This window comes from Curvibacter lanceolatus ATCC 14669 (assembly GCF_000381265.1).
Lineage (GTDB): Bacteria > Pseudomonadota > Gammaproteobacteria > Burkholderiales > Burkholderiaceae_C > Curvibacter > Curvibacter lanceolatus.
In genome coordinates this window covers 273676-288451 of the sequence record NZ_KB906256.1, presented here as the reverse complement: position 1 = coordinate 288451, position 14776 = coordinate 273676, and the positions used below count along the sequence as shown (strand labels likewise).

The following is a 14776-nucleotide window of genomic DNA, read 5'->3' as shown; positions in this document are numbered from 1 at the left end:
CCGCCCACCCAGGAGACCGCGATGACGATCAAGAACGTTCTGGCCACGGCGCTGATGGCGCTGGCCTGGCCCGTGCTGGCGCAGACCACCCCGGTGGGCCTGTGGCGCAGCGTGGACGATGCCTCGGGCGAGGCCAAGGCCGAGATCCGCATCGCGGCCGACGGCGCGGGCGTGCTCAGCGGCCGCATCGAGAAGGCCATCACCCGCTCGGCCGAGCCGCTGTGCACCCAGTGCAGCGACGACCGCAAGGGCAAGCCCAAGCTCGGCATGGAAATCGTCCGCGGCGTGCGCCAGGCCGAGGGCAAGCCCGAGTGGGAGGGCGGCAAGATCCTGGACCCCGAAAACGGCAAGGAATACACCGTGCGCCTGGTGCCGCTCGAAGGCGGCAAGCAGTTGCAGGTGCGCGGCTACATCGGCCCCTTCTACCGTACCCAGGTCTGGCAACGCATTGAATAAGGCCCGGGGCGCCTGCGGGGCGCCCTGAGCGAACAGGAAATCTCATGAACCGATTCCAAGTGAAAAAAGTCGCCGTGCTCGGCGCAGGCGTGATGGGCGCGCAGATCGCGGCCCACCTCGTCAACGTCAAGGTGCCCGTGGTGCTGTTCGATCTGCCGGCCAAGGAAGGCCCCAAGAACGGTATCGTCACGCGCGCCATCGATGGCTTGAAAAAGCTCAAGCCCGCCCCCCTGGGCGTGGCCGAAGACGCCGCCCTGATCGGCCAGGCCAACTACGAAGAGCATCTGGAGCAGCTGCGCGACTGCGACCTCATCATCGAGGCCATCGCCGAGCGCATGGACTGGAAGCTCGACCTCTACAAGAAGATCGCCCCCTTTGTGGCGCCGCACGCCATCGTGGCGTCCAACACCTCGGGCCTGTCGATCACAAAGCTCAGCGAGGCGCTGCCCGAAGCCATCAAGCCGCGCTTTTGCGGCATCCACTTCTTCAACCCGCCGCGCTACATGTACTTGGTGGAGTTGATTGCCACCCCCACCACCCAGCCGGTGATCCTCGACCAGCTCGAGAGCTTTGTCACCAGCGGCCTGGGCAAGGGCGTGTTGCGCGCCAAGGACACGCCCAACTTCATCGCCAACCGCGTCGGCATCGCCGGCATGCTGGCCACCATGAAGGAAGTCGAGAACTTCGGCCTCAGCTACGACGTGGTCGATGACCTGACCGGCAAGAAGCTGGGTCGGGCCAGCTCGGGCACCTTCCGCACCGCCGACGTGGTGGGCCTGGACACCATGGCCCACGTCATCAAGACGCTGCAGGACAACCTCACGCTGGACAGCGACCCCTTCTACGGCAGCTTCGGCACCCCCGCGGTGCTCAAGAAGCTGCTCGAGCTGGGCCACCTGGGCCAGAAGACCAAGGCCGGCTTCTACAAGAAGGTGGGCCGCGACGTGCTGCGCTTTGAGCTCGAAAGCGAAGACTATGTGCCCGGCGGCCAGAAGGCCGACGAGGTGTATGGCCGCATGCTCAAGAAGCCCGCGGCCCAGCGCCTGGCGCTGCTGCGCAACGCCGAAGGCGCGCAAGGCCAGTTCCTGTGGGCCATCCTGCGCAACAGCTTCCACTACGCGGCCGTTCACCTGGCCAGCATCGCCGACAACGCGCGCGATGTGGACCAGGCCATGCGCTGGGGCTTCGGCATGAAGCAAGGCCCCTTCGAACTGTGGCAAGAGGCCGGCTGGTTGCAGGTGGCGCAGTGGATCAACGAAGACATCGCCGCGGGCAAGACGCTGTGCAATGCACCGCTGCCCGAGTGGGTGTTCCAGGGCCCGGTGGCCGAGGCCGGTGGCGTGCACACGCCCCAGGGCTCGTACAACCCGAGCACCAACGCCTTCGAGCCGCGCCGCCAGCTGCCGGTGTACCAGCGTCAGCACTTCCCTGAAGCCCTGCTGGGCGACGGCTCGGCCCGCTTCGAAACCGCCGGCAAGACCCTGCACGAGGACGAGGCCATCCGCCTCTGGACGCTGGACGACGAGGTGCTGATCGCCAGCATCAAGAGCAAGATGCACGCGATCGGCCCGGGCGTGGTCGAAGGCCTGCAGCAAGGCATCGAGTTGGCCGAGCAGCAGTACAAGGGCCTGGTGATCTGGTCGGGCGATGAGCCCTTCAGCGCTGGGGCCGACCTGCAGTCCATGCTGCCGGCCTTCATGATCGCCGGCGTGGACGCGATCGAGGGCGCCGAGCACGAGCTGCAGCAGCTCATGCTGCGCCTGCGCTATGCCGGCGTGCCCGTGGTGTCGGCCGTGCGCGGCCTGGCCCTGGGCGGCGGCTGCGAGCTGGCCGTGCACTCGGCGCGCCGCGTGGTGGCCATGGAAAGCTACATCGGCCTGGTCGAAGTGGGTGTGGGCCTGGTGCCCGGTGCCGGCGGCCTGACCTACATCGCACGCCGTGCCGCCGAGAACGCCGCCACCTCCACCGGAAAAGACCTGCTGCCCTTCCTGACCGAAGGCTTCACGGCCGCGGCCATGGCCAAGGTGGGCACCAGCGCGCTCGAGTCGCGCAAGCTGGGCTACCTGCTGGACAGCGACCTCATCGTGCCCAACAAGGACGAGCTGCTGTATGTGGCCCTGAACGAGGCCAAGGCCTTGTTCGACGGCGGCTGGCGCGCCCCCATCAAGCGCCTGTTCCCGGTGGCCGGGCGCAGCGGGCTGGCCACCATCAAGGGCCAGCTGGTCAACATGCGCGACGGCGGCTTCATCAGCCAGCACGATTTCCACATCGGCAGCCTGATCGCCAACGTGGTCTGCGGCGGTGATGTGGATGCGGGCACCCTGGTCAGCGAGGAGTACCTGATGGCGCTGGAGCGCAAGGCCTTCTGCTCGCTGATCGTGCACCCCAAGACGCAGGAACGCATCATGGGCATGTTGTCCACCGGCAAGCCGGTGCGCAATTGAGCGGCCCGACGAGCGTGCCTTTGAGCCCCCAAGCCTTGCCCGCCATGGACCGCCCGCCCAACAAGCTGCAGCGTTCGCTGATGCGCCTGGACGAGGCCCCCGGCTTCATGCGGGGCTGGGTGCAGAGCATCATCTTGCGCCGCGCCGTGCCCTTCACCGGCACGGTCGGTGTGCGCTTTGCGGGCCTCAGCACCGAGCGTGCCGAGGTGCGCCTGGCCACGGCCCCGCGCCTGCACAACCAGAGCGGTGACGTGCACACCTCGGCCATCCACCTGCTGGCGGAAAGTGCCACCGGCCTGGTGATCGGCATGAACGTGCGCGATGACTGCACCCCGGTGCTGAAGCGGGCCAGCTTGCAGCTGCTTCAGCGCGCCAAGGGCGGCCTCAAGGCCGTGGCCGTGCTGACGCCCGAGCAGGCGGCCTGGATGCAGGCCAACGAGCAGGGCGAGTTGAGCGTGTCCGTCACGGTCACCGACGACACCGGCGCCGAGCCGGTGCAATGCGAATTTGTCTGGGCCTGGGTTCCCGCCAGCCGCCCGAAAAAGAACTGAAGGAGTTTCACCATGGCCCACCAAGTCCAGGAAGCCTACATCGTTGCTGCCACGCGCACCCCCATCGGGCGTTCGCACCGCGGCTTCTTCCGCAACACCCGGCCCGATGACCTGCTGGCCACCACCCTGAAGGCCGCCCTGGCCCAGGTGCCCGATCTGGACCCGGCCAGCATCGAAGACATCATCTGCGGCTGCGCCATCCCCGAGGCCCAGCAGGGCCTGAACGTGGCCCGTGTGGCCGCGGTGCTGGCGGGCCTGCCCACCAGCGTGGGCGGCATCACCGTGAACCGCTTCTGCGCTTCCGGCCTGTCGGCCGTGCAGATGGCGGCCGACCGCATCCGCGTGGGCGAGGCCGAGGTGATGATCGCCGCCGGCGTCGAAAGCATGAGCATGGTGCCCATGATGGGCAACTCGCCCTCGCTGTCGCCCAGCATCTTCGAGCGCGACGGCGACGTGGGCATTGCCTACGGCATGGGCCTGACCGCCGAGAAGGTGGCCCAGCAATGGAAGGTGAGCCGCGAGGCGCAGGACGAATTCGCCCTGCAGTCGCACCTGAAGGCGCTCAAGGCCCAGCAGGCCGGCGAGTTCACGGCCGAGATCACCCCCATCGAGGTGACCGAGCGCCGCCCCAACCTGGCCAGCGGCGAGGTCAGCCTGAAAACCCGCACCGTCAGCCTGGACGAAGGCGCCCGCCCCGACACCACGCTCGAAGGCCTGGGCAAGCTCAAGACCGTGTTCGCGGCCCGCGGCTCGGTCACGGCCGGCAACAGCTCGCAGACCTCGGACGGCGCCGGCGCCCTGATCCTGGCCAGCGAGTCGGCCGTCAAGCGCTTCGGCCTGAAGCCCCTGGCGCGCTTCGTGAGCTTTGCCAGCAAGGGCGTCCCGCCCCACATCATGGGCATCGGCCCGATCGAGGCGATCCCGGCTGCCCTGCGCTACGCCGGCCTGAAGCAGGACGACATCGACTGGTTCGAGCTCAACGAAGCCTTCGCGGCCCAATCGCTGGCGGTGATGAACACCCTGGGCCTGGACCCGGCCAAGGTCAACCGCATGGGCGGCGCGATTGCGCTGGGCCACCCCCTGGGGGCCACGGGCGCCATCCGCTCGGCCACCGTGGTGCATGCGCTGCAACGCCACCAGCTCAAGTACGGCATGGTCACCATGTGCGTGGGCATGGGGCAGGGCGCGGCCGGCATCTTCGAACGCTGCTGAGCCCGCGTTCAACCGGGCGGTGCGGCCACAGCGCGGGCTGCCCGCCCCCCTGAACTGAGCCAGCGCAGACTGGCCTGCTTTCAACAGGAGACACGCCGTGATGCAGACCTCGGTTCTGGCCGTCGATTCGGCCTCGCTTGCCGTGCGCACCTATGCGCCGGCCACCCCCCCGTTGGCCAATCTGGTCCTGGGCGCCGCCATGGGCGTGCGCCAGGCCTATTACGAGCCCTTTGCGCGCTGGCTGGCCGAGCAGGGCTACCGCGTCACCACCTTCGACTACCGGGGCGTGGGCGAATCGCGCGGTGCGGCCTGGCGCGGCTCGCTGCGCGGCTTCCAGGCCGACCTGCGCGACTGGGTGCGTGACTACGAGGCCGTGGTGGCCCAGGCCCGCGCCGCCTGCCCCGGCGCGCCGCTGTACCTGCTGGGCCACAGCCTGGGCGCGCAACTGCCCGGCCTGTTCCAGCGCCCTGAGCAGGTCGATGGCCTGCTGAGCCTGGCCTCGGGCAGCGGCTACTGGCGCGACAACGCGCCCCGCCTGCGGCGCAGCGTGCCGTATTTCTGGTGGGTGCTGGTGCCCTTGGCCACGCGCTGTTTCGGCTACTTTCCGGGCCGCCGCCTGGGCAAGGTGGGCGATCTGCCTGCGGGCGTGATCCTGCAGTGGCGCCGCTGGTGCCTGGATCCGCGCTACAGCGTGGGCGCCGAAGGCCCGGCGGCCGAGCAGAGCTATGCTCGGGTGCGCTACCCGGTGCTGGCCCTGTCGGTGCAGGACGACGAGATGATGACCCTGCGCGGCACGCAAAGCCTGATCGGCTTCTATGCCAACGCGCCGCAACGCATCGAGGTGGTGCGCCCGGCCGATGCCCTGGCACGCCGCATCGGGCACTTCGGCTGGTTCCGCGAGTCGTTCCGGGCCACGCTGTGGCCGCGTACCATTGCCAGCCTGAACGCGCTGGCCGTGCTGCGCCAGGGCCAGCACGTCACAAACTCGACTGTCTGATCCGTCCCCTTGCCGCACACTTCTGCCCCATGAGCACCACCCACCCGCTTGATACCGCGCTGCAACTGGCAACTCAGCCGCAGCCCCAACCCGACACCGGCGTTGCTGCCGGCCCGCTGCAGATCAGCCAGGGCCACACCAGCCCTGCCTACTGGAACATGGTGGGGCCGTTTGGCGGCACCACCGCCGCCACCTGCCTGCAGGCCGTGCTGCAGCACCCGGCCCTGCTGGGCGAGCCGCTGTCGCTGACCGTGAACTACGCCGGGGCCCTGGCCGAGGGCGAGTTCGAGGTGCAGGCCCAGCCGGTGCGCACCAACCGCTCCACCCAGCACTGGACGATCTCCATCGTGCAGCGCGATGCCGAGGGCCAGCCCGTGGTCACCACCACGGCCACAGCGGTCACGGCGGCGCGGCGCGAAACCTGGAGCGTGTCCGACACGCCCATGCCCGAGGTGCCCGCCCCTGAGACGCTGGAGCGCATGCACCCGCCCAAGGGCGTGGCCTGGATCGATCGCTACGAGATGCGCCCCGTCACCGGCGTGATCCCGCACACCTGGGACGGCCGGGGCGACAACAGCCTGTCGCAGCTGTGGATGCGCGACGACCCGCCTCGCCCGCTCGACTTTCCGGCCCTGGCTGCCCTGTCGGACATCTTCTTTCCGCGCGTCTGGCTGCGCCGGGCCTCGCGGGTGCCGGCCGGCACGGTCTCGATCACCACGTATTTCCATGTCGGCCAGGCCGAATTGGCCGCCACCGGCACGGGTTTCGTGCTGGGCCAGGCCCGGGCCCAGGAGTTCCGCAACGGCTTTTTCGACCAGACCGCCCAGCTCTGGAACCAGGCCGGCCGCCTGCTGGTCAGCACGCACCAGATCGTCTATTTCAAGGAATAGGCCGGGTCACAACCTGCGCCTTTCTGCCCACCCCCACAAGGAGCCCCTCCTCATGAGCCAAGACATCCTGATCCACACCGAAGCCGGTGTGTGCACCATCACCCTGAACCGCGTCGACAAGAAGAACTCGATCACCGCCGACATGTACGCCGCCATGGCCGATGCCCTGGCCACGGCCGAGGCCGATGCCGCGGTGCGCGTGGTGGTGTTCCAGGGCGACATCGCCATCTTCAGCGCCGGCAACGACATCGGCGATTTCCTGAACAAGCCGCCGGCCGGCATGAACTCGCCGGTGTTCCGCTTCCTGCACAACCTGGCCGCCTTTCCCAAGCCCGTGGTGGCCGCGGTCTGCGGCCCGGCCGTGGGCATCGGCACCACGATGCTGTTCCATTGCGACCTGGTTTATGCCGGCGACAACGCCGCTTTCTCGATGCCTTTCGTTAACCTGGGCCTGTGCCCCGAGGCCGCCTCGAGCCTGCTGGTGCCCCAGATGCTGGGTTACCACCGCGCGGCCGAGGCCTTGCTGCTGGGCGAGCCCTTCATGGCGGAAGCGGCCCTGGAGGTGGGCTTGGTGAACCGCGTGGTGCCCCCGACCGAGTGCAACGGCGTGGCCCAGACTGTGGCCCGCAAACTGGCCGCCAAGCCGCTGACTTCGCTGGTCGAGACCAAGCGCCTCATGAAGGGCGGGCAGTCGGCCCTGGTGGTCCAGCGCATGGCGGAAGAAGGGGCCAGCTTTGGCCGCATGTTGGGTGAGCCGGCGGCCAAGGAGGCGTTCACGGCGTTTCTGGAGAAACGGCGGCCGGATTTCAGCCAAGTTTAAGGGGGGCGCCCTGAAAGGGGTGTGCCTTTTCCACTTGTTGTGGGTTCTGTGTTGCCGCTTCGCTCTGTGCCTTCTGCTCTGTGTTGAAGGGCGGAGGCCGGGATTGCGGCCCGGCGGCCGCCTCACTTTCTTTGCTTCGCCAAAGAAAGTAAGCAAAGAAAGGCGACCCGAAGTCAGGGCCACTTCGTGGTTCCCTGCGCTGCTCGCGCCAGGTGGGGTCTCGCTAAACTCGCTGCGCTCAGACAGACGCGAGCCCTGATCCACCTGTCACTCCGCTGCTCGGCCCTGCCCCACGGGGCAAGCGGGATCGGGTTCGGGCGAGCTTGCGAGCGCACTGACGAAATCGGTCGTGCCTGTGCATCCAGCGGCGTTGGTGTGTCTCTGTTTGATTTGTTGGGCAGAGCGCTTGTGCGTCCCCGCGCTGCGAAGCAGCCGCGCCTTCTGATTGAAACAACACGGCGCCGCTGCGCAGCAGCAGCCGTCGGTTCCCGCTCCCCACCTCCCGTCGGGCACGGCGAGCAGCGCAGACTTGGGCGGATAAAGGGCTCGCGTCTGTTTGAGCGCAGCGAGTTTAGCGAGACCCCGCCCAAGTTGAGCAGCGCAGCGGACCCTGCGCAGCAGGGCGTGCACGTCGGGTCGCCTTTCTTTGCTTACTTTCTTTGGCGAGACAAAGAAAGTGAGGCGCCCGCCGGGGCGCAATCCCGGCCTCCGACCTCAAACGAAGAGCAGAACGAACAGAGCGCAGCGGCAGCACAGAACCCACAACGAGTGGACAAGGCAAACCAGCCACTTGCACCACAGCCCAGAAAGCAGCCTTCCAAAACAAAAAGCCGGGCAAGCCCGGCTTCCTCATCCCGCCCCCAGCGATGCAAAACACACCGCTGGCCGGCGCTGGCGATGACCCCGCATCACCAGTTGTTGTCGTCCGACGACGACCCACCCCCACTGTCCCAGGAGTCGCTGCCACCACTGCCGGCATCGAACGAGCCATAGTCCGGCGGGTTGTCGATCGGGCTGTAGCCGCCGCCACCGCCCAGGTTGCTGCCACCACCGCCGCCACCGCCCGAGTCGTGGCTGCCGCGGTCTTCGTTGCCGTGCTCCAGCACCTTGGCCAGGCCGTAGCCGGCGGCGGCACCCGCCAAGCCGCCGAGCACCACGCCACCAATGCCGGGGCCGCTGCTGGGCGGGACACCATAGCCGGGCTGGCCATAACCCGGTTGGCCGTAACCGGGTTGACCAAAGCCGGGCTGGGCCACGGGGCCGCGGCCGAAGGCGGCGTCACCCGCCATGCCCGGGGCCGGGCTGGGCGAGGGCAGCACGCGGGTGGCCAGCTTCCAGACCACAAACAGCACCCCCCCGGCGATCAGGATGTAGCCCCAGGGAAACGAGGAGCCCTGGCTGGCCGGGGCCGGCGCGCTCTGGCTCACCACGGCCGGGGCGTTGTTGGCGTGGGCCGGCTTGGGGGCCGAGCCACCCAGCGAGGCGCCGGGCGCGCTCGACGACAGCGAATCGGTCTTGGGGATCTTGTTGAGCAGATCGGTGAAGCGCTGCGGGCTGGAGGCGAACTTCAGCGAGGGGTCCAGGCGCTGCGCCTCCTGCAGGGCGGCGCGGGCCTCGATGTTGCGGCCTTCGCGGGCCAGCACCTCACCCAGCTCGTACTGGGCCTTGGCGCTTTGAGGCTTTTCCTTGATCACCTCGCGCAGCATGGTTTCGGCCTGCCGGTACTCGCCGGCGTTCACGGCCTGTTCGATGTCCTTGGGCGTGGGCAGGGCCCAGGCAAACGACGCCGCCAGGGCCAGGGCCAGGCCGGCCAGCAGGCGCCGGCTGCGGGCCCCGGCGGGGCTCGCAGGAGAGGGGGTAAAGGCAGTCAGCATCATGTTCAGGGGCTCCTTCAAGCGGCTGGCAACGGGTTCCGTGCGTGGTGCTCAGAACTCGGCTGCCGGCTTCAAAACGCCATATGGTGCCACTTGGCTGACAACTCAAGCCCTTCAAGGTTGAATCAATTTGATACAGCGAGCGGCGCCGAGGCGGCCAGGCCCAGCATCTGGCGGGCTTCGGCCGGCGTGGCCACCTCGCGCCCGGCCTCGCGGGCGTAGCGGGCCAGTTGCTCGATCAGGGGGCCGTTGGAGGGCACTTTCTCGCCCGTGGGCAGGTAGAAGGTGTCCTCCAGCCCGCTGCGCAGGTGCCCGCCCAGCTCGGCGGTGCGGCGGTGCACGGGCCAGATCTCGGCGCGCCCGATCACCGTGCTCTGCCACTGGGCGCCGGGCAGCTTGAGCTTGAGCAGGATGGGCAACAGATCGGGGTCGGCCGGCATGCCCGACTCCACGCCCATGACAAAGTTGTACTCGGGCAGGCCGCTGTACATGCCGGTCTGCACATACATCTCGACGCAGCGCACGATGCCCACGTCAAAACACTCGAACTCGGGCAGGGTGCCGGTCTCGCGCATCACGTCCAGAAAATCCTGCACCTTGGCCGGCGGGTTGTCGAACATCATTGGTGGCCAGGCCCACTGGCCGTTGCTGCGCACCTTGAGGTAGTTGAGCGAGCCCGCGTTGCAGGCCGCCATCTCGGGCCGGGTGGCGCGCAGGCAGTCCAGCGGGCCCTGGTAGTCGGGGCCGACCACGCCCGTGGTCTGGTTGATGATCAGGCCGGGGCAGGCCTCGCGCATGGCCTCGGTGCAGGCCAGGGCCACGGCCGGGTCCCAGCTCGGCAGGTGGCCCTGGCCCGGGCTTTGCTGGCGGAAGTGCACATGCACCACCGAGGCCCCGGCGTCGTAGGCGCGGCGCGCCTCGGCGGCCAGTTCGGCGGGGGTCACGGGCACATGGTGCTGGCCGGGGTCGGTCAGCACACCGGTGATGGAGCAGGTGATGATGGCCTTGTCGCTGTGGGTCATGGATGTCTCCTGGGGACTGAGACCGGCACGGCGAGGCCGCCCGGTGGGTTACGAAACGATGTAGGCCCCCGTGCCGGTCGACATCAGGGTGCCGTCGGGGCCGCGGAACTCCATGCGCGTGGAGGCCACGCGCGAGCCCAGGCGCAGCACCTCGGCATGCAGGGTGAAGAATTCGCCGATGGCGGGGCGCAGGTAGTCGACGCGCAGGTCGATGGTGCCCAGCTTGGAAAAGCGCTTGAGCCGCTCCATCGGGGCTTCGTCCATGTGGCGGGCGCCGATGGCGGCCATCACGGCCAGCCCGCCCAGGGCGTCCAGCCCGGCAGCGGCCACCCCGCCGTGCAGGCGGTTGTAGCTGAAGTGGCCGATCAGCTCGTGCTTCATGTCGATGCGCGCGCTCACCGTGTCGGGCTTGAGCGAGGTGATCTTCAGGCCGAGCACGGTGTTGAAGACGATCATTTCTTCGAAGATCTTCTTCAGGCCGGTTTCGAACTCGGGCTCGAAAGCCTGGGGCAGGGGGGCGTGGGGTTTGCTCATAAGCCCCATTGTCGTGCGGCCAGGTCTTTCATGATTTCCTCGGCGCCGCCCCCGATCATCATCACCTTGACCTCGCGGTACAGGCGCTCGCTGACCGTGCCGCGCATGAAGCCCATGCCGCCCAGGATCTGCACGGCCTGGTCGGCGCAGAACTGCATGGTCTGGGTGCTGTGGTTCTTCAGCAGGCACACCTGGGCCACCCAGTCGGCCCCGGTGTCGCCGGCGTCGGCGCGGGCCGCCACCTGTTCCAGCCAGGCCGCGGTCGAGTGGATGCGCATCTGCATGTCGACCAGCTTGTGGCGGATCACCTGGCGCTCGACCAGGGCGGCGCCAAAGGTCTTGCGCTGGCGCGCCCAGGCCAGGGCTTCGTCGTAGCAGGCCTGGCTGAAGCCCAGCGCCGCCGCCGACATGCCGAAGCGCTCGGCATTGAAGTTGCCCATGATGATGCGAAAGCCCGCGCCCTCTTCGCCCAGCAGGTGGCTGGCGGGCACGCGCACGCCGTCAAAGTGCAGCTGTGCCGTGTCGGAGCACAGCCAGCCCATCTTCTGCAGGGGCTGGCGTGTCAGGCCGGCGCTGGCGCCGGGCACCACGATCACCGAGAGGCCCCCGGCCCCTTTGCTGCCCGGCTCGCCGGTGCGCACCGCCAGGGTGATCCAGTCGGCCCGCAGGCCCGAGGTGATGAAGGTCTTCTCGCCATCGATCACATAGTGGTCGCCCTCGCGCCGGGCCGTGGTGCGCAGGGCCGCCACATCCGAGCCGCCGCCGGGCTCGGTGATGGCCAGGGCCGCGATCTGCTCGCCGCGCAGCACCGGCGGGATCACCTGCTCACGCAGGGCTTCGCTGCCGTGGTGCAGGATGGGCGGCAGGCCGATGTTGTGCGACAGCAGGCTGGCCAGCACCCCGCCACTGCCCCCGTGCCGGCACAGCGCCTGCCACAGCGACAGGCGCAGCGCATAGGGGGCCGGTGTGCCGCCATAGGCCTCGGGGTAGCCCAGGCCCAGCAGGCCCAGATCGCCCGCGCGCCGGTACAGGCTGCGCGGAAACTCGCCCGCCGCGTCCCAGTCGCCCACGTGCGGGGCGATCTCGCTGCGCGCAAAGCGGGCCACCGTGTCGCTCAGCGCGGCCCGGTCGGCCTGCAGGGTGTCGTCGGGGCGTTCACTCATGGCTGGGCCTCCAGAACCAGGGCGTTGAGGGGCGCGAGGCGCAGCAGGCACTGGCCGGGGCTGACCTGCTGGCCCGGGCTCACCAGCAGCTCGGCCACGCGGGCCGGGCCGGCGGCGGCCAGGTTGTGCTCCAGCTTCATCGACTCGATCACCACCAGCGCGTCGCCGGCGGCCAGCACCTGGCCCACTTCGGCGGCGATGCGGATCACCCGGCCGTTGAAGGGGGCACGCAGCTCCAGGGCCTGGGCGCCTGCCGGGCCGCGCCCGGCCGGTTCGAACGAGGCGTCGTCCAGCCACAGGTCCACGCCGGCCAGTTGCACATGCCAGCGCCACGGGCCCACGGCCACGGCCTGCACGCCCAGGCGGCGCCCGTCCAGGTTCAGCAGCCAGCCGCCACCGGGCTGGGCTTGCAGTTCGATGCTTTGCGCGGCCGCTTCGCCTTGCCGGGCCAGGGCCCGGCCGGCGCCGGTCTCGCGCACCAGCCAATCGTGCACGCGCTCGCGGTGGCGCAGCCGCAGGGGGCGCTCCAGCGGGCAACCCAGGGCAGTGGCCAGGCCCTGCCGGCCCCACAGCAGCACCGGCCAGGCCGCGCTCAGGTGCTCGGCCTCGTGGGCGCTCAGCTGGGTGCGCAGCGCATCGCCGTGCTCGGCCAGAAAGGGGATCAGGGCCTGGCCGGCGCGGAACACCGGGTGGTCCAGGCAGGCCGACAGAAAGGCCCGGTTGCTGGGCAGGCCCAGCAGCACGGTGGCCGCCAGCCCCTGGCGCAGGCGCGCGATGGCCTGCTCGCGCGTGGGTGCATGGGCGATCAGCTTGCCCAGCATCGCGTCGTAGTGCGGGCTGACCTCGGTGCCGATCTCGAGCGCGTGGTCGAAGCGCAGCCCACCCTGGGCGTCGGGGTTCTCAAAATGCACGACCCCAGGGGGCTCGGCAAAGCCCAGCACGCGGCCGGTGTGGGGGCGGAAGTGCTCGTCTTCGGCGCACAGGCGCACCTCGATGGCATGGCCTTCGAAGCGGATCTGCGCCTGGCTCAGGGGCAGGGGCTCGCCCCGGGCCACGCGCAGCTGCCACTCGACCAGGTCCAGCCCGGTCAGGGCCTCGGTGACAGGGTGTTCCACCTGCAGCCGGGTGTTCATCTCCATCAGGTAGAAGTCGTCGCCGTCCAGCAGGAACTCCACCGTGCCAGCGCCCACATAGCCGGCGGCCCGGGCCAGGGCCACGGCGCACTCGCCCATGCGCTGGCGCAGGCCGGGGCCCACGGCGGGGCTGGGGGCTTCCTCGATGATCTTCTGGTGGCGCCGCTGCACCGAGCAGTCGCGCTCGCCCAGGTGCACCACGTGGCCGTGGCGGTCGGCAAACACCTGCAACTCGACGTGGCGCGGCCGCAGCAGGGCCCGCTCGATCAGCAGGCGGCCGTCGCCAAAGCCGGCCAGGGCCTCGCTGTGGGCACTGGCCAGGGCGTCAGCCAGTTGCGCCGGGGCCTGCACCAGGCGCATGCCGCGGCCACCGCCGCCGGCCACGGCCTTCACCATCACGGGGTAGCCGATGTGCTCGGCCTCGGCGGCAAAGCGCTCGGGGTGTTGATCTTCGCCGGCATAGCCGGGCAGGCAGGGCACGCCATGGGCCTGGGCCAGGGCCTTGGCACCGGCCTTGCTGCCCAGCGCCCGGATGGCTTCCGGGGGCGGGCCGATCCAGTGCAGGCCGGCGTCGAGCACGGCCTGGGCGAAGTCGGCGTTCTCGCTCAGAAAGCCATAGCCCGGGTGCACCGCGTCGGCGCCGGTGGCGCGGGCGGCTTCGAGCAGGCGCTCCACCCGCAGGTAGCTGTCGGCCGAGCGCTCGCCGCCCAGGGCAAAGGCCTGGTCGGCCTCGCGCACGTGCAGGGCCTGGGCATCGGGCTCGGCGTACACGGCCACCGTCTCCAGGCCCAGGGCCCGGGCGGTGCGGATGATGCGGCGGGCGATTTCGCCGCGGTTGGCGATCAGCAGTCGTTTGAACATCAGGCCCTCGTACTTCCATCAGGGGCGCGCCAGGGCGCAGCTTGTTTGCGGGCAAAGGCCTGCAGGCCGGCGGCCGCCTCGGGGCCGCGCAAGGCGCTGGCAAAAGCCTGGGCGGCCTGGTCCAGCCAGGCGGGCAGGGGCGGCTGCCCGGCCTGCAGCAAGGCCTTGGTGGCCGCCACGGCGCCGGGGGCGGTGGCACTCAGGGCCTGCAGGCGGTGGGTCAGGCCCGCGTTCAGGTCGGGCACCACCTCGGTCACCAGGCCGTCGGCCAGGGCCTGTTCGGCCGAGTGGCGCTCGCCACCCAGCAGCCAGCGGCGGGCCCGGGCGTCGCCGAGCCGGCGCAGCACAAAGGGGGCGATCTGGGCCGGCACGATGCCCAGCGTCACCTCGGGCGCGGCCAGCACTGCGCCCGGCGTGGCCAGCACCCAGTCGGCGCAGCACACCAGGCCCAGGCCACCGCCCATGGCGGGGCCGTCCACGGCGGCCAACAGGGTCTGGGGCAGGGCGCACAGCGCCTCCAGCAGTTGCCCGAACTCGCGGTTCATGGGCACCAGTGGGTCGGGCTGGCCCGGTGCCAGGGCCTGGCCCAGGCTGCTGGCAAAGCCGCCCAGGCTGCCACCGGCGCAGAAGCTGCCGCCCGCGCCGCGCAGCACCACGGCGCGCAGGGCGGGGTCGTGCGCGGCCCGGGCACAGGCTTGCCCCAGGGCCTGCACCAGCTCGGCCGTCAGCGCGTTGCGGCTGGCCGGGTCGTTCAATACCCAGTGTTCCACCCAGCCCGGGCCCAGGGGCTGGCGGTCGATCAGCAAGTGGGACATGGCC

13 protein-coding genes are annotated in these 14776 nt (G+C 69.8%); 7 read left to right on the top strand and 6 right to left on the bottom strand.

Annotation, left to right across the window (positions count from 1 at the left end):
- Positions 1 to 21 precede the first annotated feature (21 nt).
- From F624_RS0110090 to F624_RS0110060, 7 genes are all read left to right on the top strand, one after another.
- A complete protein-coding gene (locus tag F624_RS0110090) occupies positions 22 to 456 on the top strand; it encodes a DUF2147 domain-containing protein (RefSeq protein ID WP_019574178.1) in 435 nt (144 codons plus the stop codon).
- Between the two features lie 44 nt (positions 457 to 500).
- Complete coding sequence (locus tag F624_RS0110085; RefSeq protein ID WP_019574177.1) at positions 501 to 2900, top strand: 3-hydroxyacyl-CoA dehydrogenase/enoyl-CoA hydratase family protein; 2400 nt, start codon at positions 501 to 503, stop codon at positions 2898 to 2900.
- 44 nt (positions 2901 to 2944) lie between these two features.
- Positions 2945 to 3451, top strand: coding sequence for a DUF4442 domain-containing protein (locus F624_RS0110080; protein ID WP_019574176.1), 507 nt, complete (start codon positions 2945 to 2947; stop codon positions 3449 to 3451).
- Between the two features lie 12 nt (positions 3452 to 3463).
- Positions 3464 to 4663, top strand: coding sequence for an acetyl-CoA C-acyltransferase (locus F624_RS0110075; RefSeq protein ID WP_019574175.1), 1200 nt, complete (start codon positions 3464 to 3466; stop codon positions 4661 to 4663).
- A 100-nt stretch (positions 4664 to 4763) separates the two neighbouring features.
- Entirely contained in the window at positions 4764 to 5660 is an 897-nt protein-coding gene (locus tag F624_RS0110070; RefSeq protein ID WP_019574174.1) for an alpha/beta hydrolase family protein, read from the top strand.
- A gap of 29 nt (positions 5661 to 5689) precedes the next feature.
- Positions 5690 to 6550 (top strand): acyl-CoA thioesterase, encoded by an 861-nt coding sequence (locus F624_RS0110065; RefSeq protein WP_019574173.1) that lies wholly within the window; start codon positions 5690 to 5692, stop codon positions 6548 to 6550.
- Between the two features lie 52 nt (positions 6551 to 6602).
- Entirely contained in the window at positions 6603 to 7370 is a 768-nt protein-coding gene (locus tag F624_RS0110060) for an enoyl-CoA hydratase (protein ID WP_019574172.1), read from the top strand.
- Between the two features lie 908 nt (positions 7371 to 8278).
- On the opposite strand, the gene F624_RS36230 is transcribed toward F624_RS0110060, so the two are convergent.
- The 6 genes from F624_RS36230 to F624_RS0110025 all read right to left on the bottom strand — a co-directional run bounded on the left by F624_RS36230 (position 8279) and on the right by F624_RS0110025 (position 14772).
- Positions 8279 to 9247, bottom strand: a complete 969-nt coding sequence (locus F624_RS36230; protein ID WP_157443403.1) for a tetratricopeptide repeat protein — start codon at positions 9245 to 9247, stop codon at positions 8279 to 8281.
- 122 nt (positions 9248 to 9369) lie between these two features.
- The gene (locus F624_RS0110045; protein ID WP_019574170.1) at positions 9370 to 10266 is read right to left on the bottom strand and encodes a beta-keto acid cleavage family enzyme; all 897 of its coding nucleotides are present in this window, start codon (positions 10264 to 10266) and stop codon (positions 9370 to 9372) included.
- A gap of 48 nt (positions 10267 to 10314) precedes the next feature.
- The gene (locus tag F624_RS0110040) at positions 10315 to 10800 is read right to left on the bottom strand and encodes a thioesterase family protein (RefSeq protein ID WP_019574169.1); all 486 of its coding nucleotides are present in this window, start codon (positions 10798 to 10800) and stop codon (positions 10315 to 10317) included.
- Positions 10797 to 11963 (bottom strand): acyl-CoA dehydrogenase family protein, encoded by a 1167-nt coding sequence (locus F624_RS0110035; protein ID WP_019574168.1) that lies wholly within the window; start codon positions 11961 to 11963, stop codon positions 10797 to 10799. The genes F624_RS0110040 and F624_RS0110035 overlap by 4 nt, the downstream gene beginning before the upstream one ends.
- Entirely contained in the window at positions 11960 to 13957 is a 1998-nt protein-coding gene (locus F624_RS0110030; protein WP_019574167.1) for an ATP-binding protein, read from the bottom strand. The genes F624_RS0110035 and F624_RS0110030 overlap by 4 nt, the downstream gene beginning before the upstream one ends.
- Entirely contained in the window at positions 13957 to 14772 is an 816-nt protein-coding gene (locus F624_RS0110025; RefSeq protein ID WP_019574166.1) for an enoyl-CoA hydratase/isomerase family protein, read from the bottom strand. The genes F624_RS0110030 and F624_RS0110025 overlap by 1 nt, the downstream gene beginning before the upstream one ends.
- Positions 14773 to 14776 lie beyond the last annotated feature (4 nt).

Bases quoted from the DNA above. Each gene is read 5' to 3' on its own strand.
- F624_RS0110090 (WP_019574178.1), top strand. From the start codon at position 22: ATGACGATCAAGAACGTTCTGGCCACGGCGCTGATGGCGCTGGCCTGG.
- F624_RS0110085 (WP_019574177.1), top strand. From the start codon at position 501: ATGAACCGATTCCAAGTGAAAAAAGTCGCCGTGCTCGGCGCAGGCGTG.
- F624_RS0110080 (WP_019574176.1), top strand. From the start codon at position 2,945: ATGGACCGCCCGCCCAACAAGCTGCAGCGTTCGCTGATGCGCCTGGAC.
- F624_RS0110075 (WP_019574175.1), top strand. From the start codon at position 3,464: ATGGCCCACCAAGTCCAGGAAGCCTACATCGTTGCTGCCACGCGCACC.
- F624_RS0110070 (WP_019574174.1), top strand. From the start codon at position 4,764: ATGCAGACCTCGGTTCTGGCCGTCGATTCGGCCTCGCTTGCCGTGCGC.
- F624_RS0110065 (WP_019574173.1), top strand. From the start codon at position 5,690: ATGAGCACCACCCACCCGCTTGATACCGCGCTGCAACTGGCAACTCAG.
- F624_RS0110060 (WP_019574172.1), top strand. From the start codon at position 6,603: ATGAGCCAAGACATCCTGATCCACACCGAAGCCGGTGTGTGCACCATC.
- F624_RS36230 (WP_157443403.1), bottom strand. From the start codon at position 9,247: ATGATGCTGACTGCCTTTACCCCCTCTCCTGCGAGCCCCGCCGGGGCC.
- F624_RS0110045 (WP_019574170.1), bottom strand. From the start codon at position 10,266: ATGACCCACAGCGACAAGGCCATCATCACCTGCTCCATCACCGGTGTG.
- F624_RS0110040 (WP_019574169.1), bottom strand. From the start codon at position 10,800: ATGAGCAAACCCCACGCCCCCCTGCCCCAGGCTTTCGAGCCCGAGTTC.
- F624_RS0110035 (WP_019574168.1), bottom strand. From the start codon at position 11,963: ATGAGTGAACGCCCCGACGACACCCTGCAGGCCGACCGGGCCGCGCTG.
- F624_RS0110030 (WP_019574167.1), bottom strand. From the start codon at position 13,957: ATGTTCAAACGACTGCTGATCGCCAACCGCGGCGAAATCGCCCGCCGC.
- F624_RS0110025 (WP_019574166.1), bottom strand. From the start codon at position 14,772: ATGTCCCACTTGCTGATCGACCGCCAGCCCCTGGGCCCGGGCTGGGTG.